The sequence below is a fragment of the Pseudomonas sivasensis genome, assembly GCF_021391435.1.
Taxonomy (GTDB): Bacteria; Pseudomonadota; Gammaproteobacteria; order Pseudomonadales; family Pseudomonadaceae; genus Aquipseudomonas; species Aquipseudomonas sivasensis.
On the sequence record NZ_CP090029.1, the window covers coordinates 6062301 to 6088191 of the forward strand.

Below are 25891 nucleotides of genomic sequence, written 5' to 3' on the forward strand. Positions count from 1 at the left end.
CCCCGGGCGAGGTACGGAAGTCAGGCGGGGCGCATCAACTGGGTGAGGATGCGGTCGAGCGAGTTGGCGAACGCCTGCTTATCCTTCTCGCTATGGGGCGGCGGCCCACCGCCCATCTGGCCTTGCTCACGCAGATCGGTAAACAGGTTACGCACCGCCAACCGCTCACTCATGTTCGCGGGGCTGAACTCCTTGCCCCGCGGGTCGAGCGCCGTGACACCCTTTTTCACAAGACGGTCAGCCAACGGCACATCGCTGCAGATCACCAGTTCGCCTGGCACGGCGTGCTCTACCAAGTAATCATCCGCCGCGTCCGGACCACTGGGCACCACGATCAGCTTCACGCAGGCAAAGCTCGGTTTGATCTGGCTCTGCCCAGCCACCAGCACCACCTCGAACTGGCGTTTGAGGGCAAACTTCACCACTTGGTCCTTGGCCGCCCGAGGGCAGGCATCGGCGTCAATCCATACCCGCATAGTCAAGCCGTCACGCGGCGTTTTTCGGCCAAACGACTGCGACCATACAGCACCACAATCGCCAGGATCGCTAAGGCCTGGGCGCTCAACGAATACGCGTCGGCGTGGATACCCAGCCAGTCGAAATCAAAGAATGCCACTGGCCGCGTGCCGAAGATGCCGGCTTCCTGCAACGCCTTGACGCCATGTCCGGCGAACACCACCGACAGCGCGCACAGTAGCGCCGCGTTGATGCCGAAGAACAGCGCCAGCGGCAACCTCGCCGAACCGCGCAGGATTACCCAAGCCAGGCCCACCAGCAGCACCAGCGCCGTTGCACCGCCCGCCAGCACAGCGTTGTGCCCGGCCGGGCCGGCTTGAAGCCACAGGGTTTCGTAGAACAGGATTACTTCGAACAACTCGCGGTATACCGAGAAGAACGCCAGCACCGCGAAACCAAAACGCCCACCGCCGCCCACCAAGCTGCTCTTGATGTAGTCCTGCCACGCCGCTGCATGGCGGCGATCATGCATCCAGACGCCCAGCCACAGCACCATGACACTGGCGAACAGGGCCGTGCAGCCTTCAAGCAATTCGCGCTGGGCCCCACTGACATCAATGACATACGCCGCCAATGCCCAGGTGGCCAAGCCCGCCAGCAACGCCAGGCCCCAGCCGACGTTAACGCTACGCACCGCCGATTGCTGGCCGGTGTTACGCAGGAAGGCAAGGATCGCTGCCAGCACCAAAATTGCTTCCAGGCCTTCGCGCAGCAGGATCAGCAGGCCTGAGATGTAGCTCAACGACCAACTCAAACCGTCGCTGCCCAGCAAACCGGCGGATTCGGTGAGCTTGCCCTTGGCCACGTCCAGGCGCTGCTGCACCTGCTCAATCGGCAAACCATCCTGCAACGACTGACGGTAGGCCATCAGGGCCTTCTCGGTATCTTTGCGCACGTTAGCATCGACGTTATCCAGGGAGCTTTCCACCAGCTCGAAACCTTCCAGATAAGCCGCTACGGACAGGTCGTAGGCTTGTTCGTGGTCGCCATTACGGAACGCGGCGAGGCTCTTGTCCAAGGTCGTTGCGGTGTAGTCGAGCAACTGGGCCGGGCCACGCTTGACCTGCGGTGGTTGCGCACGCTGGGCGCGGAAGGTTGCGGCAGCGGCCGGGCCGTCTGCGGCCAACACTTCGTTGGGGGTTCGGCGAGCCAGATCGGCGAGGTTGAAGGGCTGCTCACTTTTTGCCGCAGCCGGGTCAGCGGTGAAGCCAGCGATGTAGGTCGCCAGGTCCCAGCGCTGACGGTCGTCCAACTGATCGGCAAAGGACGGCATATCGGTGCCTTCGACGCCCAGACCCAGGGTGTTATAGATCGCGTAGAGGCTCAGACGATCCAGGCGCGCGGCATCCCGCAGGTTGGCAGGCGGCGGTGTGAGGCCCACGCCCGCCGGGCCATCACCCGCGCCGGCAGTGCCGTGGCACACCGAGCAATGCTGGGCATAGAGCGGTGCACCGCGCGTCGGGTCGGGCGTGATGGCCGGGGCCTGACTGACTTCATACGCGACGGCCAACTTGGCGCCCAACTGACGGGCCTGCCGGGCGACGGTCGCGCCGTCCTCATGCGCGTTGACAGCTGACAGTAATTCATCAACGCCCTTTACCAGCTCGGCGCGCTCAGGTCTTTGCGGCAAGTCCGCCACCAACCCCTGCAACACCCCGAGAAACTCCACCTGCTCGCGAAATTCCGAATCATCCACCACCTTGCCCGCCTCCACCGTCGGCGGGTAGTCAGCGCCAATGTAGTCCAGCAAATGCAGGGCTTGTGGCGCGCCTTCGGCAGTTGCCGCCAACAGGTTGGAGCTGCACGACATCAACGCCGGCAACATCAGCCAGGCGAGAAAACGGAAGGGGGCAGTCATGAACGAATCTCAAAGGGAAATACGAAGTAACACATTGTTAAGGCTTATCCGGTTTGACTCAAGGTGTAAGTGATGGGGTGCGGATAAGGACCCTGGATTTTTGCAGTCGAATAGTGGCACTTCGGCATGGCTTACCCATATGGGCTCCAAATCGGTTCACTCAAACAGGTAACAGCTATTAACCGGTAGGGACGATTTCGCGAGGATCTGGCCATGCTCTGGAGAACTCCCACAGCCACTCAACCGTACTGGGCCTGACGCTGGTGGAGGATTTCAGCCGGTCAACACACGCACCTTTGAGATCACCTCAGCATTTACCACCACGGTGAAGGCCAGGACACCAAACTGGTGAACAGCCGCAATGTGCGCGTTAGCCTGAACCGCCCGAATGGGATGAAAGAAGTGGCAAAGGCACTCGGAGAGGATGTGGAGCAATTGGGTGGTGGGCATCAAGCGCCCAACCTACCGGTGTTGCGTAATAACGTGCCTAGGAATGAAGCGCCGGAGACTTTGCGCAGAGCGGTGATCCTCTGGGCGACACAAACCCAATGTGAGAGGGGGCTTGCTCCCGATAGCAGTGTCTCAGTCAGTTTAGCTGTAGCTGAGACACCGCCATCGAGAGCAAGCCCCCTCCCACACTTTTGACCCCGTTTCTTCAGTTATGCCGTGGCGCGGTGCAAGCTGGCCAGGAAACCCGCAGCCCCAACGAACAATCCGGCAAACGTGCGGTTAACACGTTTTTGCTGCTTAGGCGTACGCAACAGCCGCAGCACTTTTGACGCCAATCCCGTATATCCCGCCATCACGATCATATCGACGCTGATCATCGTCGCGCCCAGGATCAGATACTGGATCAGCAAAGGCGCCTGCGGGTTCACGAACTGCGGCAGTACCGCCAACATAAACACTAGGGCTTTTGGATTGCTGGCGTTGACCAGAAAGCCACGGAACATCATCGCCATCGGCTTGCCGATCGGGCGTGGCGCCGCGTCATCGGTCATGTCCATGGGCAAGGCGCGCCATTGCTTGATAGCCAGGTACACCAGGTACGCCACACCAAACCATTTGATCGCATAGAACGCGGTCGACGACGCCGCCAGAATGGCACCCAAGCCGCCCGCCACCACAGCAATCTGCATCGCCAGGCCCAATTGCAGGCCAATGGCGTTCCAATAACCGCGCACGAAACCATATTGCAGGCCGCTGGACATCGAAGCGATGGCACCGGCGCCAGGGGAAAGGGAGATGATCCAACTGGCCAGGAAAAAAGCCAGCCACGTATCGAGTGCCATTGCACACCTCGGGAGAGAGTCAGCGATTGTTGTGCCTAAAGCTAACTCCGCCGACCAGAGGCTGGCTATAGATTTTTACGCGCGGTGAATGCTAGCGGTCACCAGGAAACACATGGGTGCCTGGCCAGCGGCGTACGGAGCGTTGGAAGAATAGGCTGTTTGGGACCTGCACCATCGCGCTGTCGGTGCCGGCTTCCGCCACTTCGATCAGCGTGGTGTAGAGCAGATTGATTGCCACCACACGGCCTTTCACCCCCGGCTTGTCGACCGTATCCACCAGCTCGACGATGTCACCAATGCGGAACGGCCCAACGGTGAAGATCAAGATCGCGCACAGCAGGTTCGACAGCACCGACCACATCGCGAAGAACGCTACGGCGGCAACCGCAACAAACCCCGACAGCGCCGTCCACAACACCGTGGCGGACACGCCCAGGCGACCCAGCACGAAGATCAGCGCACTGCCCATGATCAGCCAGCGCAAGCCACCGCGCAGCGGCATCAACAGTTGCGGCGGAAACGGGTAGCGCTCACCCAAACGGGTCAGGCCTTTGGCAACGAAACGCTGGGCGAGGTATGCGCCCAGCAGGATCAGCAGGATTTGTACGCCGATCCACGCGGGCTCGACCCATTGCGTGGGTATCGGCAACTGCAACGCCTCCATCAGGACAGCGCCTCCAGCTCCGCTTGCAGGGTTTCAAGCAGTTCGAGGGCTTCCATCCAGGTTTCCTCCAACTGCCCTTCACGGACCTTGAGCTTGGCCTGCTCGGCCAGCAGGTCACGCAGCTCGTCCTTGCGGGCCGCCTCGTATACAGCGCTGTCGCCCAAACTGGCTTCGATCTTGGCCAGGCGCTCGTGAACCTTGCCCAGCTCGGCTTCGAGCTTGTCGGCTTCGCGCTTATGCGGCGCCAACTGTTGGCGCAATGCAGCAGCAGCCTGACGTTGAGCCTTCTTGTCAGTCTTATCCGGGTTAACCGGTGTGTTGCTGACCGGTGCGTTGCGCAGACGGTAATCCGTCAGCCAGCGTGCGTAGTCATCGAGGTCGCCGTCGAACTCTTCGACTTTGCCATCTGCGACCAGCAGGAAGTTATCGGTGGTGCTCTTGAGCAAGTGGCGATCGTGAGACACCACCAGTACCGCACCGCTGAACTCCTGCAGGGCCATGGTCAGCGCCAGGCGCATTTCCAGGTCCAGGTGGTTGGTGGGTTCATCGAGCAGCAGCAGGTTTGGGCGGTCCCAGGCGATCAGCGCCAAGGCCAGGCGGGCTTTTTCGCCACCGGAGAAGTTCAGCACCGGCTCATCGATACGCGCGCCACGGAAGTCGAAACCACCTAGGAAATCACGCAGGGTTTGCTCGCGCTCGGTCGGCGCCAGGCGTTGCAGGTGCAGCAACGGACTTGCCTTGGAATCGAGAGAGTCCAGCTGATGCTGGGCGAAGTAGCCCACCACCAGGTTCTCACCACGAGTCAGGCGGCCGGCCAAAGGTTGCAGCTCGCCCGAGAGGTTCTTGATCAGGGTCGACTTGCCCGCGCCGTTGGGGCCGAGCAAACCGATGCGCGCGCCTGGCGTGAGCTGCAGTTTGACCTTTTCCAGGATGGTTTTTTCGCCATAACCCAGGCGAGCATCCGAGAGGTCCAACAAGGGACTGGAGATCTTCACCGACTCGCGGAACACAAAGTCGAATGGCGAATCGACGTGGGCCGCCGACAGTTCTTCCATGCGCTCCAACGCCTTGATCCGGCTTTGGGCCTGACGGGCCTTGGTGGCCTGGGCCTTGAACCGTGCGATGTAGCTTTCCATGTGCGCACGCTGCGCCTGCTGTTTCTCGAACGCCTGCTGCTGCTGGGCCAGGCGCTCGGCACGCGCACGTTCGAACGCGGTGTAGCCGCCACGGTAGAGGGTGATCTTCTTCTGTTCGACGTGGGCGATGTTGTCGACCACAGCATCGAGGAAATCCCGGTCGTGGGAAATCAGCAGCAAGGTGCCCTGGTAGCTCTTGAGGAAGTCTTCCAGCCACAGGATCGCATCGAGGTCCAAGTGGTTGGTTGGTTCGTCGAGCAGCAACAGGTCCGAGGGGCACATCAGCGCCTGGGCCAAGTTAAGGCGCATGCGCCAGCCACCGGAAAAGTCGGCGACCGGCCGGTCCATCTGCTCGTTGGTGAAGCCAAGGCCGGCAAGCATCTTGCGGGCGCGGGCGTCGGCGGTGTAGCCGTCGGCGCTGTCGAGTTCCGCGTGCAGGCGGGCCTGTGCGGCGCCATCCTGGGCTTTCTCGGCCTCGGCCAGGTCGTGTTGCACCTGGCGCAGACGCAGGTCGCCATCGAGCACGTAGTCGATCGCGATGCGGTCCAGGGTGTCGATCTCCTGGCGCATATGGGCGATGCGCCAGTCGGCGGGCAGCAAGCAGTCCCCGGAATCCGGGGTCAGCTCACCCAGCAACAGGGCAAACAACGTGGATTTGCCGGCGCCGTTGGCACCGATCAGGCCGGCTTTGTGACCGGCGTGCAGGGTCAGCTCGGCGTCTTCGAGAAGACGTTGCGGGCCACGCTGTAATGTTAGGCTTTGAAGTCGGATCATAATGGCGGCGGAGTCTACCAGCTTCGTTGCCCGCTGGCTTGGGTGTGAATATGTGCGCTGACCTGTGGAGCTTTGCCCTCTCGACTTACGCCCGTCCGGGCGTGGAAGCCGCTTGTCTGCGCTTGCAGGAACAAGGAGCGGATGTGTGCCTGCTGCTGTGTGGGGCATGGCTGGAACATCGTGGCGTGGCGCTGACCTGCGAGCGCATTCAAGCGTTAACACAGATAGCCGGGCCGTGGCAGAAGCAAGTCATCGAGCCCTTGCGACAAGTGCGCGTGCAATGGCGGACGTTGGCACAGCAGGACGAACAGCTGGCGGCGTTACGGGAGCGGGTCAAAGCCCTGGAGTTGGAGGCGGAGCGCGGGCTACTGACACGCCTGGAGGCGCTGGCGCAGAACTGGATGAGCGCAGAGGTGAGCGGGGGTCAGAAATGGCTTGAAGGACTGGGGGCTGAGGCGGCCAACAACCTTGACCACGACGCGCTGCAACACTTGCGCGCCGTGGCCACCGGCACTTAGGAAGCGCTGGTTGGGGTGGTGTTCGATGCTGCCGGTGCAGGAGTGCTGCTGGCCGGTGCTGTTGGAGCGGTGGAGGCTGTCGGGGCGGTTGCAGTTGTTGCTGGTTTTGCAGCAGCAGGGTTAACAGCTGGTTTTGCAGCTGGTTTTGCAGCGGCAGGCTTAGCAGCTGGTTTGGCGGCTGGCTTTGCAGCAGCAGTCTTGGCAGCTGGCTTGGCGGCTGGTTTTGCAGCAGCAGTCTTGGCAGCTGGCTTGGCGGCTGGTTTTGCAGCAGCAGTCTTAGCAACTGGCTTGGCGGCTGGTTTTGCAGCAGCAGTCTTAGCAACTGGCTTGGCGGCTGGCTTTGCAGCAGCAGTCTTAGCAGCTGGCTTGGCGGCTGGTTTTGCAGCAGCAGTCTTAGCAACTGGCTTGGCGGCTGGTTTTGCAGCAGCAGTCTTAGCAGCTGGCTTGGCGGCTGGTTTTGCAGCAGCAGTCTTAGCAACTGGCTTGGCGGCTGGTTTTGCAGCAGCAGTCTTAGCAGCTGGCTTGGCGGCTGGTTTTGCAGCAGTCTTAGCAGCTGGCTTGGCGGCTGGTTTTGCAGCAGCGGTCTTAGCAGCTGGCTTGGCGGCTGGTTTTGCAGCAGCAGTCTTAGCAGCTGGCTTAGCGGCTGGTTTTGCAGCAGCAGCCTTAGCAGCTGGCTTGGCGGCGGCTTTGGCGGGTGCCTTCGCTGCAACTGCTTTTGCAGGTGTACGAGCGCCCAGCACTTTCGCCACGGCTTCTTTAACACGACCAACGCCCTGGGCCAATTTCAGGCTTTCCTGAGCATCTTTCTTGAGTTGGGAAATGTACGCGCGCGTTTCAGCTTGGCGATCCTTGAGGGCGTCCAGCAGGTCCTCAAGTTCTTTGACAGCGTCTTTGGCTTTGGCTTGTGCCTTGGCCTTGCCGGCGGTGGCGGCGTCTTGCAGTTTGGTACGGGATTTATGCAGCTTTTCTTGCGCCTTACCGCGTTGTTTTTCCAACTTGGCGAGCAGTTTTTCTGCATCGGCCAACGCTTGGGAACACGCGCTTTCCAGATGTTCGAGCAGGCTGCTCGACAGTTGTTGGAGTAAGTGCAACGGGGTATTAACAGGCTTCTGTTTGGCCGACATGGTTTACCTCCTGGCTGACGTGGGTGCGGCTCATACTAGCCCTCTGCTCTTACCGCCGCTAGGGCATGTTGACAGTATCGTTTGCCTTGCGTTGCACGGTACGAAAATTCTTATCGATATATCGAAAACACGCGACACTTTTTACCCTTTCACACTGGCATAATCCGTCGCACTTTCGGCGGGAGAATGCCCATGTCGCGTTACCTTTTTCTTGTTCTGGGCTTGGCAATTTCCGTAGCCAATGCGGGCGAGCAATCACCCTCCAAAACGGCAGACCAAGAGCAGCACGACCTTGCCTACAGCCTGGGCGCCAGCCTCGGTGAACGCCTGCGCCAGGAAGTGCCGGACCTGCAGATCCAGGCGTTGATCGAGGGCCTCAATCAAGCCTATCAAGGCAAGCCGCTGGCGTTGGATAACAAGCGCATCGAACAGATTCTTGCCCAGCATGAAGCGCAGGCCGAAGCCGACGCCCAAGCACCCAAAAGTGAAAAGTCGCTCGCAGCTGAACAGCAGTTTCTAGCCAAGGAAAAAACGGCAAAAGGGGTGCGCGAATTAGCTGACGGAATCCTGCTCACGGAACTGACACCCGGCAGCGGCAGCAAACCTGGAGCTAATGATCAGGTTCAAGTGAAATACATTGGGCGGTTACCCGATGGCACAGTCTTCGATCAGAGCACACAGCCCCAGTGGTTTCGCCTGGACAGTGTGATCAGCGGCTGGAGCAGTGCGTTACAACAGATGCCGGTGGGAGCGAAATGGCGCCTGGTGATTCCATCAGCCCAAGCTTACGGTGCCGACGGCGCGGGCGAGTTGATCCCGCCTTACACGCCACTGGTATTCGAGATCGAGTTACTCGGCACTCGCCAATGATCCAATAAAAAACGGTGCGCCATGCGCACCGTTTTTTTAAATCACCGTTGAGGATCAAGCCTGAGTGGCTGGCTCATCCTTGTGGGCATTGTGCAGCACTTCGATCAAGCAATCTTCCAGTTCGAAGCGCTCATGCAACAGCGCGCCCAACTCCTTGAATTTTTCGGCAACGCAGTTTCCGGCATCACACAGGTCGGTGAACGCCAGCAGCTTCTCGGTGATGACATCAATGCGTGGGTAAATGGTTTCGGCCAAGTCGAGACCACGTTGATCGTCGAAGGCTTCGGCCTCCTTGGTCAGCTGCTCGTAGACGCCGAAGTGGCCGGCCGACACGTAGTCCACCAAGACACCACAGAAATCCTGCAACGGCTCGCGATTCTCACCCAGTGCCTCAGGCTTGGCGCCGAGAGCATCAAAGGCCCGAACCAGTTCGTGACGTGCCTTCAACCAGCTGTCGATCAGCTTGTGCACCCCACCCCAGCGTTCCTGAGCATTCTGACAACTTTCCAGCATGATGATCTCTCTTCCCTATAGGGGCGCTGCCGCCTGATGCCCGCGCAACACTTCAAGGAGTAAGCCGCAGCGGGACAAGGCCGCATCTGACAAGCAAACGGTTTTAATAACGCGTGCGGGCCAGATTATGCCCGCACGACTATGGCTTCAAGGTACGCAGGAGAGAAAGTTCATACAAGTGTTTAATCCCATCCTACAAACCGCGACCTTCGTTCAGCGCCCTACCGGACGCAGGGGACGGCTCAAATACAGCCGTGAAAACTGTATGACACCGAGGACTAGCATGCCCAGGAAGAACAACAGGCTCCATTCGGGAAGGCTCAAGTCGAACAGCGTCCAGCTTATTTCCACACAATCGACGGTACCCTCGACCACCAATCGTAAGGCCTGCCACACCGAGAGGTTATCGATCATGTGGCTCAGGCTGGGCCAGCAATCGGCGGCCTGATCCGGTGCGGCATTTTGCAGCAGCACCTGACGCACAGCGGTAACGGCACCCAACAATGCACATCCCATGCTCGTCAGCCCGTACAGGTAGTAAGTGGATCGACTGGATGAATGGATAGCGGCAAGCAGATTGATGAGCGTGAATGCGGCCAGAAAGGCCCGTTGTATCTGGCACAGGAAGCACGGGCGTAACGATGCACCGAACTCAAGATAGAAGGACGCGCCCAACGTCAGCGCACCCGCCATGAACGCAAGAAAAAACAAGGAGCGTGAAGGGGCCAAAGACATGCTTTATCCGCACAGCGAGAGATAGGTCGTTACGGTAGAGGAAAGGCCCGACCCCTTTCAATACGCGACAGAGCAGACAGTTCTGTGAGATCGCAGGGATATCCCGCATAAGCATGAAAGACTTCGAGCATCCCAGTGTAGGAGTTTGCAGTAGAGCGCTTAAAACCCAGCATCTGCTGGGCATTGAAGGGCTAACTCTCAGACGTATCTGAGCAAACCCTCCATTCCTTTCCTACATCAAGACCGGGTAGGAACTGGCAGCGGAGAGGCCAGTAAGCGGTTATCCAGCAGACCCAAACCTTCTTGGAACAGTTGGTTGCTGCGCTCGGTATCACCCAACTGGGCCAATAACCGCGCCAGCTCGGCACACGCCTCAGGATTACGCTGCACTTGAAGGCTACTTTCCAGATAATCCCGTGCCTTGCCCCATAGGCTGTTTTGCAAGCACAGACGACCCAACGTCAGCAGCAGGCTGGCATCACCCGGATGATCCTTGAGCCACCCCTCGGCAAACTTCAATTGCCGGGCCTGGTCACCGCCGCGCAGCAGGCCGTACAGACGAATCAGGTGGCTGTCATAGCCGCGTTTGATAGCACCGCGCAACGCCTCCTCCGCCTTGGCATCGGCGCCCAGCTGGCGCAGTTGCTCGGCGTAAGCCAGCACCAACTGAGGCTCCTGACGCTGAGCCGAAGTGAGTTGCTGCCAGGCCCGCTCAAGGGACTGCAAACCTGCTTCGCCCTGCTCTTCGCGCTGAGCAGCCAGGCTCAGGTTCTCGCCCCAGGCACGGCGCTCCAACTCGGCCAGTTCGCTGGCAGGCAGCACTTTGTCCTTGCGCAGCTCCGGCAGCAGTCGAATGACCGAAGACCAGTCGCCTCGCTGCTGGTGCAAACGCTGCAATTGGCGCAATACCTGGGCGTTATGGGGATGACGCTCGTGCATGACCTGCAAGGTCGTCAACGCGCCGTCAGTATCACCACGGTCCAACTGCAATTGCGCATGGCTCAACGCGACCGCCAACTCCGCTTGGGGCTGACGCTCCAGCGCACGCGCCAGCAAACCGTCGGACTCCTCATAACGGCCCTGCTCATTCGCCGCACGGGCCGCGCCCAGGTAGTACAACAAAGGCTGGCGCTCAGCTTCAGCTGCACGATGCAGATGACGCTCAGCGCTGGCCCAGCGGCCCTCAGCGAGGTCCATCTGGCCCTGTTCGATGGCGATCTGCACACGGCGACTGCGGTTACGCCGAGACCACGGGTTGACCACGCCACCGGAGGTGGTCAACAGGCTCAGCAACACGCGAATCAGGTAAATGGCGAGGCCGATGGCAAACACTGCTACCACGGTCGCCCATAGGCTCGACTCGTAATGCAGCACATGAGGATAGGTAATCAGCACATAGCCGGTGTGTTTCGAAATGCCCACAGCGAGTGCCAGGGCGATCGCAACCACCAGCACCAGGATCACATAGAAACGCTTCATCGGCTCTACTCCTGGATCGCCGGCTTGCCAGCCGCCGCCTTAGCTTCGTCAGCAGACACATGACGACGTTCTAGGTACGCCTGCACCGCAGCCAGACTCGCCGCTAGGTCCGGTGTCACTACCGACACGGCTTTTGGCTCAAGCTCGGCGATACGCGCCAGCATCGCCTTGCTCTGCGGATTGTCCTGGTTGAAGTTGTCCTGCAACACGCTGCGCGCCTCGCCCAGCGAACGGCTGTACACCGCCGACTCTCCATTGAGCGCCGCCCATTGCGCCTGCTCCAGCGCCAGGCTCAGGGCCAGGCGAACTTGGTTCAGCCCCTGACCGGCGAGCAGTGGTCGAATGTTATCGTCGGGATTGAAGTCGATGCGGAAGTAACGGGAAATCTGCTCCCACCACTGTCTCCAGCGGCTATCCGTATCAGTGCTTGGACGCCCCTGCCCAGAGGGCTCGGTGAGTTGATATTCAGGGGCAATGGCTGCCAACTGCACAACCTGGTCACGCAAGGCTGCCAATTGCAGATAGAGCCCGGTACGGTCCGGCTGCTCGGTACTGCGCAACGCGGCCAGGCTCTTGGCCAATTGTTCTCGCGCAGCGTAGGAACCTGGATCGCTCTGCTCGCGAAGAATCTCGTCGGCACCCTGCACCAGCGCCTGGGCACTGTTGATATCTTGCAGGGCGGACAGCCGCAAACTCGCCAGACGGATCAGGTGCTCGGCCTCGGCCAGGCGCCAGTCTTTACGGCTGGCCCCCAGCACGGTTTCCAGACGCTGGTTAAGGCGCTGCTGATCACCTTGCAACTGGGCGACCAGACGGCGGCGCTCTTCCAACTCGTCAGCGCCCGGCAACTGGGCCAAGCGCGCAGCCAGTTGCTGCTGACTTTGCTTGAGGGACTGGGATTGGTCATCCAGGGTCTGCACCTGACCCAGCTGCTGCTGGCTGCTGGCTTGCAGGGCGCGGACCTGCCAGATCCCCCAACCTCCGGCAGCAACACCCACGGCGCCAAGCAGCAAGGCGACAACTGCCAGGCCATTGCCACGGCGCGGCGTGGTGACCGGTGACTCAACCGGCGCATCGAGTGCGGGTTGGGTTTCATCTTTAGGCAAGGCTGTTTCGCTCACGTATCCGTCCTTTGCGTATCAGAGAGTGGGAACGGGATGACTCCGTAACGCCACTAACAAAGCCGCGGCACTCGCGCCGCGACAATCCACAACTTTTTCTGCGCCAGCAGTCCGTGCCATCTCGGCGACTCGTGGGCTGGGCACGAACAACGGCAGCTGTGCCACCTGTGGCCAATCGGGGCCGGCCAAGGCTTGCAGGTGCAAAAAACCCTGCCCACTGCTGACCACCAGGCCGTTCAAGCGTTCCAACTGGATGCGTTGCACCAGCACACCGGCGTCATAGGTCGGCAGGAAACGGCGGTACAACTCCAGATAGTCGACACTAGCACCTTGCTCGCGCAAACGCTCCGCCAGCAACTCTCGACCGCCCTCGCCACGCAGAATCAACACCCGCGAATCGCGGCACGCGATAGCCTCGCGCAACGCCGGTAATTGAAGCAAGGCCTCGCTGTCGTCGCCGCTTTGGGGATAATGAATGTTCAGGCCCTGATCGGACAGTACCTGCGCTGTTGCCGCGCCGACGCTGAACCAAGGCATTTGTGGCTTGGGATGATGAGCCAACTGCTGCAGGGCAAGGCGCGCAGCGGGCTTGCTCACCACGATCACCGCGCAATAGCGATGCAGGTCACGGAAGACAGCCTGTTGCTCGGGCGTGATGGGTAAAGGCTCAGTGTCCAGCAGGGGCAAACTGCTGCTGAAAATGCCGGCTTCAGATAACGACGCCGCCAGGGCGGTCGATTCCTCTGCAGGCCGCGTCAGCAGCACTCGCCACCCACTCACTGCGGACCGGCCTCACCGTAGACTTTTTGCAGAATGGCACCAGCGCCTTTATCCAGTAGCTCTTCAGCGACCTGGATACCCAACGCCGTGGCATCACGCTGCGGCCCGCGCACTTCTGCCGTCAACAAAGTGCCGCCGTCAGGGTCGCCGACCAGGCCACGCAGCCACAGGTCTTCACCTTCGAGCACGGCGTAGCAAGCAATCGGCACTTGGCAGCCGCCATTGAGGTGCTTGTTCAGAGCTCGCTCGGCTGTGACACGCACTTCGGTATCGTGGTGATCGAGCGGCTTGAGAAGTTCGTGGATTTGGCTGTCGGCGGTGCGACATTCGATGCCCACGGCGCCCTGCCCACCCGCTGGCAAGCTGTCTTCGACGCTGATGGCGGAGGTGATGCGATCTTCGAAACCCAGACGGATCAAACCAGCGGCAGCCAGGATGATCGCGTCATATTCGCCAGCATCCAGCTTAGCCAGGCGAGTGTTGACGTTGCCACGTAGAAAGCGGATCTGCAGGTCTGGACGGCGGGTCAGCAGCTGGGCCTGACGACGTAAGCTGGAGGTGCCGACGATGCTGCCCAGCGGCAGCTCATCCAGGGATGCATAGGTGTTGGAAACGAAGGCATCACGCGGGTCTTCGCGCTCGCAGATGCAAAAAAGGCCCAGGCCTTCGGGAAAGTCCATGGGCACGTCTTTCATCGAGTGCACGGCGATGTCGGCTTCGTTTTCCAGCAGCGCAGTTTCCAGTTCCTTGACGAACAGGCCCTTGCCCCCGATTTTCGACAGTGGCGAGTCAAGCAGCTTGTCGCCGCGACTGACCATGGGCACCAGGGACACCGTGAGGCCGGGATGGGCCTGTTCAAGGCGTGCTTTGACGTATTCGGCCTGCCATAAGGCCAGAGCACTTTTACGGGTGGCGATGCGGATTTCGCGAGAGGACATGGATCAATCCGTACTGAATAGATACGGCAGATAATAACAGCTCAGGCAAATGCGCTTTGATTTGAATCAGCAAGTGCGGGGCCTCCCTGGCCACGTCGCACCGGGATAAGGAATTCAGGCCTCGCTACAGCCCTCGAACTAAAGCTGCTGCATCATTTTGCGCACGCCCGCGACATGGCGTCGACTGACGATCAAAGCATCGCCGTTAAGCCCTTTAAGGAACAACTGGAAGTGTCCCAGAGGTGTGCGTTGAAGACGTTCGATCCGCTCGCGGGCCACCAACGCATTGCGGTGGATACGCACGAAGCGTTCGCCGAACTCATCCTCAAGGGCCTTGAGCGGCTCATCGAGCAACACTTCGCCAGCCTCATGTCGCAGGGTCACGTACTTGTGATCGGCAATAAAATAAACAACCTGGCTCAGTGGGATCAGCTCAATCCCTTTGCGCGTACGTGCGCTGATGTGGCTGCGCGGCCCGTTACCACTTTGGGCGGCAGGCTGGGTCAAGGCTGCCAGTTGGGCGCGGTTGGGGCGCTCGGCTTTCTTCATGGCCTTGAGCAAGGCTTCGGCAGTCACTGGTTTAATCACAAAGCTGACGCCACTGGCTTCCAGCGTCTGCTCAGCAAACTCTTCTTGCGCGGCGCATAACACCAGGGCGGGTGGCGATTCTCGCTCGCTCAGCCGGGCGGCGACTTGCAGGCCATCAAGGCCCGGCATGCGGATATCGAGCAACACCAGGTCGGGCTTGAGGCTGTCGATCAGCGTCAACGCCTCCTCCCCGTTGGTGGCACTCGGCTCAAGGACTGTATAACCCTCAAGTTCACTGACCAAGCGGGTCAGTCGCTCGCGGGCTTGGGGTTCGTCATCAACGATCAGGACATTCATATAGCGCTGGATTCCTGCGTGAGTCTCGCACAAGGATAGCGTAGACAGGTGCGGTGACTTGCGTCACAGCGATCCACGCTAAGACTAGCGCGAGCGGCAAAAAGTGCCCTGACAGCGGCACCCATATTTACCCGGACCTGTTCAATAGCGCCCAAGACCTGCTGCCATCGGGCATCGTCGTAGGGTTTGCTGATACACAATCCGAATACCCCCCTTTTAAATGGATAGTCAGGCTCTGACCGCAATACCCGACTTTGGTGCATTCACACACTATCAGTCCAACTGTAGACGCTCACCGGAACGATATTGCGCAATCGTCAAATATCGTTTCGATAAACATCTACCTCCAGTCTCTTCCCGGACGCGTTCGGCGGCAAGGCACTTAGCCATCCTTTGCACAAATAAAAATGCCGACGACCCGCAGCACCGCCTCCACGGGCAACCCTGTTATTATCGCCGGCAGACTTCCACGCCTCTTTATTAAGCAGACCACGAGCGAATCCATGAGCACCGACAAGACCAACCAGTCCTGGGGCGGCCGCTTCAGTGAACCCGTCGACGCCTTCGTCGCCCGCTTCACCGCCTCCGTCACCTTCGACCAGCGCCTGTACCGCCACGACATCATGGGCTCCATCGCCCACGCGACGATGCTGGCCAAAGTCGGCGTGCTGACCGACGCCGAGCGCGACAGCATCATTGACGGCCTGACCACCATCCGCGGTGAGATCGAAGCCGGTACGTTCGACTGGCGCGTCGACCTGGAAGACGTGCACATGAATATCGAGGCCCGCCTCACCGACCGTATCGGTGTGACCGGCAAGAAACTGCACACCGGTCGTAGCCGTAACGACCAAGTGGCCACCGATATCCGCCTGTGGCTGCGCGATGAAATCGACCTGATCCTGTCCGAAATAACTCGCCTGCAAAAAGGCCTGCTGGAGCAGGCCGAACGCGAATCGGACACCATCATGCCCGGCTTCACTCACCTGCAAACCGCCCAGCCTGTGACGTTCGGTCACCACCTGCTGGCCTGGTTCGAAATGCTCAGCCGCGACTACGAGCGCCTGGTCGATTGCCGCAAGCGCGCCAACCGTATGCCATTGGGTAGCGCCGCGCTGGCTGGCACCACTTACCCGATCGACCGCGAGTACACCGCACAACTGCTGGGCTTCGACGCTGTGGGCGGCAACTCCCTGGACGGCGTCTCGGACCGTGACTTCGCCATCGAATTCTGCGCCGCCGCCAGCATTGCGATGATGCACCTGTCACGCTTCTCCGAAGAGTTGGTGCTGTGGACCAGCGCGCAATTCCAGTTCATCGACCTGCCGGATCGCTTCTGCACCGGCAGCTCGATCATGCCGCAAAAGAAAAACCCCGACGTGCCAGAGCTGGTCCGCGGCAAGAGCGGCCGCGTATTCGGCGCACTGATGGGCCTGCTGACCCTGATGAAAGGCCAGCCGTTGGCCTACAACAAGGACAATCAGGAAGACAAGGAACCGCTGTTCGACGCCGCCGACACCCTGCGCGACTCGCTGCGTGCCTTTGCCGACATGATCCCGGCGATCAAGCCAAAACACGCGATCATGCGTGAAGCGGCCTTGCGCGGTTTCTCCACGGCAACGGACCTGGCGGACTACCTGGTACGCCGTGGCCTGCCGTTCCGTGACTGCCACGAAATCGTCGGCCACGCAGTGAAATACGGCGTGGAAACCGGCAAAGACCTGGCAGAAATGAGTCTGGAAGAACTGCGCCAGTTCAGCGACCAGATCGAGCAGGATGTGTTCGCCGTACTGACCCTGGAAGGTTCGGTGAATGCGCGTAATCACATCGGCGGCACTGCGCCCGCGCAGGTGAAGGCAGCGGTCGTACGCGGCCAGGCGTTGCTCGCCAGCCGCTAAAAAATGTGGGAGGGGCTTGCCCCCTCCCACACTTGATCACTTTTTGGCCGCAATCATCGCCATAAACGCAGGCATCGCCGCCTCCCGGTCCGCTGCCACCTTTTGGGCGTTGGGCATGGCATGCAATCGCTCCAACAACGCTTTCGCCTTTGGCAACTCAGCCAGCAAATCCAATCCAAACAGCTTCTCGCCCACGCCATAGGCGAGGTTCACGCTGTACATGAAATACAGATCCGCAATCGTAAAACTCTCCCCCGCCACGTAAGGCGCGAACTTGCCGTGCCGACCTAAAGAACCGATCCCCAGCAGCAACTCAGCCTTGGATTTTTCCTTGATCGCCTCCGGCACCGGCATACCGAAAAACGCCTCGGCAAAACACGCGCGGGCGGGCAATTCGATGTACAGCTCGATTTCCCGGCACAGCGCCAGCACTTGGGCACGCTGGAATGGGTCTGCCGGCAACAGCGAAGGGCCTTCCTGGGTTTGCTCGATGTATTCGAGTATCACGCTGGTTTCGTTGATAAACCCCTGCTTTACGCCAAGCGCCGGTACCTTGCCGCGCGGACTGATTGCCAGGGCTTCCGGGGTTTGACCGGCATAGAAAGGTACCTCTTCAAACAGGAGCCCTTTCTCCAACAGCGCCAGTTTCACCATGTTGTAGTAGTTGCTGACCGAAAATCCGTAGAGCTTGAGCATCGCAAAGCCTCCAGGCCGTGTGCGGGGTTGGCTGCAAGAGTTATAGATCTTGGCGCCCAGCCTGACCAGCAGCATCACCTGCCTGAATGGAGGTAGACTGGCGCCCTTTCCTTGAGGAGCCTGCCATGAGCGAGCCGACCGATATCGACAGTGACGAAGAAGAATTCACCGAAAACACCCTGATCGAAGCGATCGAGAACCAGATCGAAAGCGACAATCCCCCCGCCGCCAAAGCGACCTTCAACAAACTGACCCTGGTGGGTTATGAACGCGAAGACATCCTGAATCTTATGGCCCACGTGCTGGCGTTCGAGATCGACGCGATGCTGGACGAGGACCGCGCCTTCAATACCGAATGGTATGAAACCGCGCTGCGGGCGTTGCCTGAGTTGCCGCCTGAAAAGGAATAATCCCGGCACGCAGCAACACGCTGGACAGTTCGGCAAAGTGCGTTCACCTTATGGCCTGCTAGCCTCTAATAAATTTTAGAAAGTCTGGAGTCCTTATGTCGTATACCCCTGAATTGGTTGCCGAACTGGAAATCCTTGTACTCTTCCCCTTGGACAGCACCAAGGAAGGTCTGAAGGTCCATCAGACCGCCGCTCCTACTGCCATCGCCGCTGCCAAGCGCCTCCATGCCAAAGGACTTATCGACCAGCCAGACGGGGGCTATCTGACCAGCCTCGGTCGGGACGCCGCAGAGCAGGCCCAAACCCTGCTGACTATTCTGACCACTGCCAGCACCAAAGAAGCAGCCTGATACCCGATACCGCCCATGGAGTCCGCTCACTGCGGATTCCAAGGGCGTTGCTGTGGGCCAGTTAAAATTCTGGCGTCAAAGACCATTTCCCCCTAAACCTCCTACGCCACTGGCTGTAAACTCCTACACGGCCGCCCACGTCGGGCCCTGCGAGCCACCGAGTTCGACATGACCCGCACCCATGAAATCCGCCCTGACTTGGACGAAGGCATCGACCGCAAGGTGCTGGCCCAATTGCGCGCGCGCTTCATGGCCCTCAATGAGGGGCGCATGGCGCGTGCCGTCGAGGGGCTGACGCCGCGCCAGCAAAGCGTGCTGACCCTCCTGCCACTGTTTTTTCACGTTAATCATCCGCTGTTGCCCGGTTATGTTTCGGGCAGCACGCCAGCCGGGCTTTCGAATTTCGAGCCCGACGCTCAGGCCTTGGCCGAAGCCCAACGCCTGACCCGCTCGTTCTCTTACAAGCCGCGCCCGGTCAATCAGCCCAAGCCTATCCATGGCCTATTTCTGATGGGCAGCCTTGGCACCCTCGCCCAAGCGGATCAGAGCGATATGGACGTATGGGTGTGCCACGCCCCCGACCTGGGCGAAAACGAGCTGGCCGAACTGCGCAAGAAATGCCAACTGCTAGAAGCCTGGGCCCTCACCATGGGTGCCGAGGCACACTTCTTCCTGATCGAGCCAACGCGCTTCGTACTCGGCGAGCGCGACACCCAACTGAGCTCCGACGACTGCGGTACCACCCAGCATTACCTGCTGCTGGACGAGTTCTACCGCACAGCCATCTGGTTGGCCGGGCGCACGCCGATTTGGTGGCTGGTGCCGGTATACGAAGAGACCCGTTACGCCGAATTCACCCACACACTGCTCTCCAAGCGGTTTATCCGCGCCGATGAAACCCTTGACCTCGGCCACCTGGCACATATTCCACCCGGCGAATTCATCGGAGCCGGTCTATGGCAGTTGTTCAAAGGCATCGAGTCACCTTACAAATCGGTGCTCAAACTGCTGCTGACTGAGGTCTACGCCAGCGAACACCCTAACGTGCATTGCCTGAGCCTGCGCTTCAAGCGCGCGGTGTTCGCGAACCAGATGGACCTGGATGAGCTGGACCCGTACATCGTGGTGTACCGCCGCATCGAGGAATACCTCAAGGCACGCAACGAGCCCGAACGCCTGGAATTGGTACGCCGCGCGCTGTACCTGAAGGTCAATCGCAAGCTCACCGCCGGCCAACGCACCAGCAGTTGGCAGCGACTGTTGCTGGAGCGCCTGGCACGCGAATGGAGCTGGGACCAGCGTCAACTCGCCCTGCTGGACAGCCGCAGCCAGTGGAAAGTGCGTCAGGTGGCCTCCGAACGCCGCGCCCTGGTCAGCGAGCTGAACTACAGCTATCGCTTCCTGACCCAGTTTGCCCGGACCGAACAAACCGTCAGCCTGATCAACAAGCGCGACCTTAACGTGCTGGGCCGGCGCCTGTATGCCGCTTTTGAGCGCAAGGCCGGCAAGGTCGAATTCATCAACCCCGGCATCGCACCGGACCTGGCTGAAGACACCTTGACCCTGGTGCAGTCGCCCAACCGCAAGGAACCGGGCCAGCATCACTGGGGGTTGTACAACGGCAACCTCACAGCCCTGGAGTGGGAACACTTTGCGCCCATCAAGCGCAGCCGCGACCTGCTGGAAATGCTGACGTGGTGCCATCGCAACGGTGTAATCGACAGCAGCACGCGCCTGGCGCTGCACCCCGGCACCAGCGACATGACCGAATTCGAGTTGTTCAACCTGCTGGGCAGCCTGCAACAAACGGTCGCCCTGCCCCTGACCAGCGTCGATGAAATAAGCCTGCTGCGATCGGCGGTGCCCGAGGAAGTGTTGCTGCTGATCAACGTCGGCGTCGACCCGCTCAAGCATCACCGCGACCTGAACATCCTGATGACCACCGAGCGCACCGACTCCCTGAGTTATGCCGGTGTTCGCGATAACCTGGTGCTGACCCTGGACCAAGTCACGCTCAACAGCTGGAACGAGGTGATGGTCAGCCGTTACGACGGCCCGCACGCTTTGCTCGATTGCCTGCGCGACTACCTCAACCAACTGCCATCGGACCGCCTGCCGCGTCTGCGGGTACGCTGCTTCTGTCATAACCGTGCGCAGTTCATTGCCCAACGCGTGGAGGAAATCTTCGACACCGCGCAGAACCTGCTGCTGGGTCAGTCCAACCACCGCTACTTGCTGCAAGTTCAGCAGCACTACCACGTAATGGAGTTGATGCCGGGCCAAGCCACCCATGTGTCACTGGCAACCCAGGACGCGCTGATCGCCTACCTCAGCGAAGAGCTGGCCAGCTACAGCCCGCTGCATCTGGACACGATGGCCCTGGAAGACCACGACCTGGCGCTGCTGCTGCCCATGGGCATGGCTTATTGCGTGCAAGTGTTCTACCGGGTCAATGAGGATTTCGCCGAGCTGTATGTGCTGGATGAGTTCAACGCGTTCTGGCAGCAGCGCCTGCCGTTTCATGATGAGCAGAGCCTGCTGGCGCCTTTGCAGCGCTTTCTGCAATCCATCATCTATCGGCGGGATGCGTTGTCGCCGCTGGACACGCAACAACCCCTGGGCGCGGTGCAGACCTTGTATTACCAACTATTGCCGACAGGAAGCGGACGCGCCCGCGGGATCGAACCTCGGCCGGCGCCGCACAATCCAACGAACAAACCGTTTTACGACGTGCAGGCGATTATCGGCAAAGCAGCACACGGCAAGGTGGGCATTACCCTGTACTGCAATCAGCGGGAGTTTTCCGAATTGGAATTCGGCGACCAGCTATTTGCCGTGGTCGCCCAGGAGATCGTTGGACAGCGCCGGGAAACCGAGCGCTACCGTTGCTACATCACCGACCTGGATCTATCGGGCCTGCTCGGTGATGTGCAGAGCCCGAGCAACCTTTACCTGCGTTACAAGGCCGAGCTGGAGCTGTCGCTCAACGAGGCGCTGAGCCAGATTTAGAGAGTGAAGGCGCCGCCGTCTTTTGGCTGGCCTTCAACACTGAGCAATTCAAGCTTGAGGGTCTTGCCGCCAGGTGCCGGCCAGTCGATATGCTGGCCCACTTTCAGGCCTAACAACGCGCTGCCCACGGGTGCCAGGATCGAGATCTTGCCGGCGTCTGCATTGGCATCTTTCGGATAGACCAGCGTCAGGTGGTAGTCCTTGCCGCTGCCTTGCTCACGGCAATGTACGCTGGAGTTCATGGTCACGACACCCGCAGGCACTTCATCGTGGCCAACCACTTCTTCGGCGCGATCGAGTTCGGCTTGCAACGCTTCGACGCCGGGAGTTTCGTCGCCCAAGCGGTCGATCAGTTGCTCCAGACGCTGCACGTCAAGACGGGTGAGGATGATGGACGGTGCGGTGGTCATGATTCAGGCAGACTCCTTTTTTCTGCACAAAAAAGCAAAACCCCGCCAAAAAAAGGCGGGGTTCTCGCGGGCCTCGATGAGTTGAGGCGTACCCGGACACTACCACAGCGTCACAAATAAACAAGACAGCCTCAGGCGTGCGCCCTGCGCTGCTCGGCCTCGGCGCAGATCACCCTGCGCCGGGCATCGTCGGCGGAGCGCCATTCGCGGATGTCTTCAACGTGACGAAAGCAGCCGAGGCAGACTTTTTGCTCGTCCAGACGACACAAACTGATACAAGGTGACGGCACCGCCGGGCTGACATTACTGAACAGCGGCTTTGGCGGACGTACGGGCGCAGGCTGAGTCACGGTCAAATCTCGTCGAAATCCAGCTCGGCGCCGGTATATTCGTGGACCAGGCGCGTGAGCATCTCGCCCAACAACTCTTCACTCTTATCGCACTGCCATTTGCAGCTTTCTTCGTCGTAGTCGAAGTGAACGCCACCGGAGCGCGCCGCCAGCCACAGCTGACGCAGGGGTTCCTGGCGACTGAAGATCAGTTGCTGGCCACTCTCGAACTTGACGGTCAGCACGCCGGCCGAGTTTTCCAGGTCCACATCCAGGCCGCTGTCGTCAAAAATATCTTCCAGCGCCTGCTGGGTCGCATCCACCAGGTCGTGAAAACGGGCTTCGGTCAAACTCATTGTGGCAACCTCAAAAGTGTCTGGTTTTGCTCAAGCGCCGCACGATACGGGCGAGCCTCGCCGATTGCAAAGGATACCGATTTCATTACCGATGACGGTATGAAATATCCTCTGCCAGCGTAGCCCGCTTCACCTTCATGTCGGCAAACCCCCGCCGGACGGGTATTTCGGCGCATAGGCAAGCTGGCGGGTGGTCGGTATACTCGGGCGCAATTAATGCATATTCAAGGATTTCGCCATGAAGCGCCTGATCTCTTCCCTTGCTGCGCTCGTCGCGGTCGCTTGCCTCGTTAGTGCCTGTGGTCAAAAAGGCCCGCTGTACCTGCCCGATGACAGCAAAGACCCGAATGAACAGGCGCAATCGTCGCAAAAGCCATCCAAAGCGCATAAGCACGACACCTACGAATAAGGGAGCTCCATGGACGCTTTTAACTACCGGGACGGCGAGCTGTTCGCGGAAGGCGTGGCGCTGTCCGCGATTGCCCAGCGCTTTGGTACCCCGACGTACGTGTACTCACGCGCTCACATCGAAGCTCAATACCGCTCCTTCACCGACGCACTGGACGGCGTACCGCACTTGGTGTGCTACGCGGTCAAGGCAAACTCCAATCTGGGTGTACTGAATGTCCTGGCGCGTATGGGCGCTGGTTTTGACATCGTCTCCCGTGGCGAGCTGGAGCGAGTACTGGCAGCTGGTGGCCAGGCTGACAAGATCGTGTTCTCCGGCGTCGGCAAGAGCCGCGAAGACATGCGCCGTGCCCTGGAAGTCGGTGTGCATTGCTTCAACATCGAATCCACCGACGAGCTGGAGCGCCTGCAGGTCGTAGCCGCCGAAATGGGCGTACGCGCGCCGATCTCCCTGCGCGTCAACCCGGACGTCGATGCTGGCACCCACCCGTACATTTCCACCGGTCTCAAAGAGAACAAGTTCGGCATCGCCATTGCTGACGCCGAGGACGTGTATATCCGCGCCGCGCAGTTGCCGAACCTGGAAGTGCTGGGCGTCGACTGCCACATCGGTTCGCAACTGACCACTCTGCCGCCGTTCCTAGATGCCCTCGACCGCCTGCTGGCGCTGATTGATCGCCTGGGCGAATGCGGCATCTACCTGCACCACATCGACCTCGGTGGCGGCGTGGGCGTGCGGTATCGCGATGAAGAGCCGCCGCTGATTGCCGACTATATCCAGGCCGTGCGCGAGCGCATCGAAGGCCGCGACCTGACGCTGATGTTCGAGCCGGGCCGCTACATCGTCGCCAACGCCGGCGTGCTGCTGACCCAGGTCGAGTACCTCAAGCACACCGAGCACAAGGATTTCGCCATCGTCGACGCGGCGATGAACGACCTGATCCGCCCGGCGCTGTACCAGGCCTGGATGAATGTCACCGCTGTGACGCCTCGCGACAGCGAAGCTCGCGCCTATGACATCGTCGGCCCGATCTGCGAAACCGGCGACTTCCTCGCCAAGGATCGTCAGCTTGCGCTGGAGGAAGGCGATCTGCTGGCCGTGCATTCGGCCGGTGCCTACGGGTTTGTCATGAGTTCCAACTACAACACCCGCGGCCGTACCGCCGAGGTACTGGTGGACGGTGATCAAGCGTTTGAAGTGCGTCGCCGCGAGACGGTAGCCGAGTTGTATGCTGGCGAAAGCCTGCTGCCGGAGTAAGCCATGCTGCTGCGTTTTACCAAGATGCACGGGCTCGGCAATGATTTCATGGTCCTCGACCTGGTCAGCCAGCACGCGCACATCCTGCCCAAGCACGCTAAACAGTGGGGCGACCGGCATACAGGGATTGGCTTCGACCAATTGCTGATCGTCGAGGCGCCAAGCAACCCGGAGGTGGATTTCCGTTATCGGATCTTCAACTCCGACGGTTCCGAAGTGGAACAGTGCGGCAACGGTGCGCGCTGTTTCGCGCGTTTCGTGCTGGATAAGCGCCTGACCGCCAAGCGCCAGATCCGCGTCGAGACCAAGAGCGGCGTGATCGAGCTGGATATTCGCAGCGACGGCCAAATCAGCGTCAACATGGGCGCGCCGCGCTTGGTGCCAGCGGATATTCCGTTCCAGGCCAGCGAGCAGGCCACCAGCTACGCAGTCGATGTCGACGGCAAGATCGTCGACTTGGCGGCCGTCTCCATGGGCAACCCCCATGCCGTGTTGCGGGTCAACGACATCAATAATGCCCCCGTACATGAACTGGGGCCGAAGATCGAACACCACCCGCGCTTTCCGGCACGGGTCAACGTGGGTTTCCTGCAGGTGATCGACCGTTCCCGCGCGCAATTGCGTGTGTGGGAACGCGGCGCCGGCGAAACCCAGGCCTGCGGCACCGGTGCTTGCGCCGCTGCCGTGGCCGCGATCAGCCAGGGGTGGATGGATTCGCCGCTGCTGATCGACCTGCCCGGTGGACGCCTGTCCATCGAATGGGCAGGACCTGGCCACCCGGTGCTAATGACCGGGCCGGCCTCGCGTGTATACGAAGGACAGGTCCGTCTATGAGTGAGCCAAGCTAATGACCGATAAGCCTCAAGTACCCGCACCCGCAACCCCGAGCGAAAGTCTGGAGGCCGCTGCTGTCGCGGCGTACCTTGAGGCGAATCCGGATTTCTTCGTCGAGCACGAAGAACTGCTGCCGGCGCTGCGCATCCCCCACCAACGCGGCGACACCGTGTCGCTGGTGGAGCGACAGATGAAGATCCTGCGCGAGCGCAATATCGAGATGCGTCATAAGCTCTCGCACTTGATGGACGTCGCCCGCGACAACGACCGCCTGTTCGACAAAACCCGTCGCCTGATCCTTGCGCTGATGGACGCCACCAGCCTGGAAGAAACCGTGATCGCCGTGGAAGACAGCCTGCGCCAGGACTTCCAAGTGCCATTTGTCAGCCTGATCCTATTCAGCGATAACCCGATGCCTGTAGGCCGTTGGGTCAGCGGCAGCGACGCACAGACCGCGATTGGCGGCCTGTTGTCCGAGGGCAAGACCATCAGCGGCACCTTGCGCGAGCATGAGCTGGACTTCCTGTTTGGTCCCGAACAGCTCAAGGAGATCGGCTCCACAGCCGTGGTCGCCCTCAGCCATCAAGGCTTGCATGGCGTGCTGGCTATCGCCAGCCGTGATCCTGCGCACTACAAAAGCTCGGTGGGCACGCTGTTCCTGACCTATATCGCCGAAGTGTTGGGCCGCGTCCTGCCGCGCTTCACCACTGCCCTGCGCGCGGTGCGCTAG

The 25891-nt window shown here is 60.3% G+C and carries 27 protein-coding genes and 2 pseudogenes; 11 read left to right on the top strand and 18 right to left on the bottom strand.

Annotated features, from left to right (window positions below; genetic code table 11):
- Positions 1-20: 20 nt before the first annotated feature.
- Together LRO94_RS27665 and LRO94_RS27670 are read right to left on the bottom strand one after the other, a co-directional pair.
- Complete coding sequence (locus LRO94_RS27665) at positions 21-476, bottom strand: YaiI/YqxD family protein (RefSeq protein ID WP_032884331.1); 456 nt, start codon at positions 474-476, stop codon at positions 21-23.
- 2 nt (positions 477-478) lie between these two features.
- On the bottom strand, positions 479-2374 hold the full coding sequence (locus LRO94_RS27670) for a cytochrome c/FTR1 family iron permease (RefSeq protein WP_032884334.1): 1896 nt from the start codon (positions 2372-2374) through the stop codon (positions 479-481).
- A 218-nt stretch (positions 2375-2592) separates the two neighbouring features.
- Here LRO94_RS27670 and LRO94_RS27675 point away from each other — a divergent pair.
- Positions 2593-2890 (top strand): annotated as a pseudogene (locus LRO94_RS27675) (penicillin-binding protein activator LpoB); the annotation flags it as partial.
- 143 nt (positions 2891-3033) lie between these two features.
- On the opposite strand, the gene LRO94_RS27680 reads toward LRO94_RS27675, so the two are convergent.
- The 3 genes from LRO94_RS27680 to LRO94_RS27690 form a co-directional block, all read right to left on the bottom strand.
- Complete coding sequence (locus tag LRO94_RS27680; RefSeq protein WP_032884337.1) at positions 3034-3666, bottom strand: LysE family transporter; 633 nt, start codon at positions 3664-3666, stop codon at positions 3034-3036.
- A gap of 91 nt (positions 3667-3757) precedes the next feature.
- Positions 3758-4330, bottom strand: coding sequence for a mechanosensitive ion channel family protein (locus LRO94_RS27685; RefSeq protein ID WP_032884339.1), 573 nt, complete (start codon positions 4328-4330; stop codon positions 3758-3760).
- Entirely contained in the window at positions 4330-6240 is a 1911-nt protein-coding gene (locus LRO94_RS27690; protein WP_032884341.1) for an ATP-binding cassette domain-containing protein, read from the bottom strand. Before LRO94_RS27690 ends, LRO94_RS27685 begins: the two co-directional genes overlap by 1 nt.
- Positions 6241-6290: 50 nt before the next feature.
- On the opposite strand from LRO94_RS27690, the gene LRO94_RS27695 reads away from it, so the two are divergent.
- Positions 6291-6758 carry a TIGR02444 family protein gene (locus LRO94_RS27695; RefSeq protein WP_095185185.1) on the top strand — a complete coding sequence of 156 codons (468 nt, stop codon included), beginning with the start codon at positions 6291-6293 and terminating at the stop codon, positions 6756-6758.
- Here the strand turns inward: LRO94_RS27695 and LRO94_RS27700 are convergent.
- Positions 6755-7882, bottom strand: coding sequence for an AlgP family protein (locus LRO94_RS27700; RefSeq protein ID WP_179179755.1), 1128 nt, complete (start codon positions 7880-7882; stop codon positions 6755-6757). The genes LRO94_RS27695 and LRO94_RS27700 overlap by 4 nt on opposite strands.
- A 192-nt stretch (positions 7883-8074) precedes the next feature.
- Between LRO94_RS27700 and LRO94_RS27705 the strand changes: the two genes are divergently transcribed.
- Entirely contained in the window at positions 8075-8752 is a 678-nt protein-coding gene (locus tag LRO94_RS27705) for an FKBP-type peptidyl-prolyl cis-trans isomerase (protein WP_179179754.1), read from the top strand.
- Between the two features lie 54 nt (positions 8753-8806).
- On the opposite strand, the gene rsd is transcribed toward LRO94_RS27705, so the two are convergent.
- The 8 genes and pseudogenes from rsd to LRO94_RS28165 all read right to left on the bottom strand — a co-directional run.
- On the bottom strand, positions 8807-9265 hold the full coding sequence (gene rsd, locus LRO94_RS27710; protein WP_179179753.1) for a sigma D regulator: 459 nt from the start codon (positions 9263-9265) through the stop codon (positions 8807-8809).
- Positions 9266-9478: 213 nt separating this feature from the next.
- A complete protein-coding gene (locus LRO94_RS27715) occupies positions 9479-10000 on the bottom strand; it encodes a disulfide bond formation protein B (RefSeq protein ID WP_032884348.1) in 522 nt (173 codons plus the stop codon).
- A gap of 237 nt (positions 10001-10237) precedes the next feature.
- Positions 10238-11479 (bottom strand): heme biosynthesis protein HemY, encoded by a 1242-nt coding sequence (locus tag LRO94_RS27720; RefSeq protein WP_032884349.1) that lies wholly within the window; start codon positions 11477-11479, stop codon positions 10238-10240.
- Positions 11480-11484: 5 nt separating this feature from the next.
- Positions 11485-12600 (bottom strand): uroporphyrinogen-III C-methyltransferase, encoded by a 1116-nt coding sequence (locus LRO94_RS27725; RefSeq protein ID WP_032884350.1) that lies wholly within the window; start codon positions 12598-12600, stop codon positions 11485-11487.
- A gap of 18 nt (positions 12601-12618) precedes the next feature.
- Positions 12619-13380: a uroporphyrinogen-III synthase gene (locus LRO94_RS27730; protein ID WP_032884351.1), complete on the bottom strand. Its 762-nt coding sequence runs from the start codon at positions 13378-13380 to the stop codon at positions 12619-12621.
- Positions 13377-14318: a hydroxymethylbilane synthase gene (gene hemC / locus LRO94_RS27735; protein WP_032884352.1), complete on the bottom strand. Its 942-nt coding sequence runs from the start codon at positions 14316-14318 to the stop codon at positions 13377-13379. Before hemC ends, LRO94_RS27730 begins: the two co-directional genes overlap by 4 nt.
- A gap of 138 nt (positions 14319-14456) precedes the next feature.
- A complete protein-coding gene (locus LRO94_RS27740; RefSeq protein WP_032884353.1) occupies positions 14457-15203 on the bottom strand; it encodes a LytR/AlgR family response regulator transcription factor in 747 nt (248 codons plus the stop codon).
- Positions 15200-15316 (bottom strand): annotated as a pseudogene (locus LRO94_RS28165) (sensor histidine kinase); the annotation flags it as partial. The gene LRO94_RS27740 and the pseudogene LRO94_RS28165, both read right to left, overlap by 4 nt.
- Before the next feature lie 390 nt (positions 15317-15706).
- Here LRO94_RS28165 and argH point away from each other — a divergent pair.
- Complete coding sequence (argH, locus tag LRO94_RS27745; protein WP_032884354.1) at positions 15707-17101, top strand: argininosuccinate lyase; 1395 nt, start codon at positions 15707-15709, stop codon at positions 17099-17101.
- A 36-nt stretch (positions 17102-17137) separates the two neighbouring features.
- Here argH and LRO94_RS27750 read toward each other — a convergent pair whose 3' ends face one another.
- On the bottom strand, positions 17138-17797 hold the full coding sequence (locus LRO94_RS27750) for a glutathione S-transferase family protein (protein WP_032884524.1): 660 nt from the start codon (positions 17795-17797) through the stop codon (positions 17138-17140).
- Between the two features lie 125 nt (positions 17798-17922).
- Between LRO94_RS27750 and LRO94_RS27755 the strand changes: the two genes are divergently transcribed.
- The 3 genes from LRO94_RS27755 (at position 17923) to LRO94_RS27765 (ending at position 21566) form a co-directional block, all read left to right on the top strand.
- On the top strand, positions 17923-18207 hold the full coding sequence (locus LRO94_RS27755) for a hypothetical protein (protein ID WP_032884356.1): 285 nt from the start codon (positions 17923-17925) through the stop codon (positions 18205-18207).
- Between the two features lie 95 nt (positions 18208-18302).
- Positions 18303-18557: a TIGR02647 family protein gene (locus LRO94_RS27760; RefSeq protein WP_003195403.1), complete on the top strand. Its 255-nt coding sequence runs from the start codon at positions 18303-18305 to the stop codon at positions 18555-18557.
- 168 nt (positions 18558-18725) lie between these two features.
- Positions 18726-21566 carry a class I adenylate cyclase gene (locus LRO94_RS27765; RefSeq protein ID WP_179179752.1) on the top strand — a complete coding sequence of 947 codons (2841 nt, stop codon included), beginning with the start codon at positions 18726-18728 and terminating at the stop codon, positions 21564-21566.
- Here LRO94_RS27765 and rnk read toward each other — a convergent pair.
- From rnk to cyaY, 3 genes are all read right to left on the bottom strand, one after another.
- On the bottom strand, positions 21563-21976 hold the full coding sequence (gene rnk / locus LRO94_RS27770; protein WP_032884359.1) for a nucleoside diphosphate kinase regulator: 414 nt from the start codon (positions 21974-21976) through the stop codon (positions 21563-21565). The two genes, LRO94_RS27765 and rnk, sit on opposite strands and share 4 nt — an antisense overlap.
- A gap of 131 nt (positions 21977-22107) precedes the next feature.
- A complete protein-coding gene (locus LRO94_RS27775) occupies positions 22108-22326 on the bottom strand; it encodes a DUF1289 domain-containing protein (protein WP_015886498.1) in 219 nt (72 codons plus the stop codon).
- A gap of 2 nt (positions 22327-22328) precedes the next feature.
- Positions 22329-22661 (bottom strand): iron donor protein CyaY, encoded by a 333-nt coding sequence (gene cyaY, locus LRO94_RS27780; RefSeq protein WP_179179751.1) that lies wholly within the window; start codon positions 22659-22661, stop codon positions 22329-22331.
- 238 nt (positions 22662-22899) lie between these two features.
- Here cyaY and lptM point away from each other — a divergent pair, with 238 nt between their 5' ends.
- Genes lptM through LRO94_RS27800 form a run of 4 tightly spaced genes read left to right on the top strand, consistent with a single transcriptional unit; the run spans position 22900 to position 25891 of the window.
- Entirely contained in the window at positions 22900-23070 is a 171-nt protein-coding gene (lptM, locus tag LRO94_RS27785; protein ID WP_010207449.1) for an LPS translocon maturation chaperone LptM, read from the top strand.
- Positions 23071-23079: 9 nt separating this feature from the next.
- The gene (gene lysA, locus LRO94_RS27790; protein WP_032884361.1) at positions 23080-24327 is read left to right on the top strand and encodes a diaminopimelate decarboxylase; all 1248 of its coding nucleotides are present in this window, start codon (positions 23080-23082) and stop codon (positions 24325-24327) included.
- Positions 24328-24330: 3 nt separating this feature from the next.
- The gene (gene dapF, locus LRO94_RS27795) at positions 24331-25161 is read left to right on the top strand and encodes a diaminopimelate epimerase (protein ID WP_032884362.1); all 831 of its coding nucleotides are present in this window, start codon (positions 24331-24333) and stop codon (positions 25159-25161) included.
- Between the two features lie 13 nt (positions 25162-25174).
- Entirely contained in the window at positions 25175-25891 is a 717-nt protein-coding gene (locus tag LRO94_RS27800; protein WP_032884363.1) for a DUF484 family protein, read from the top strand.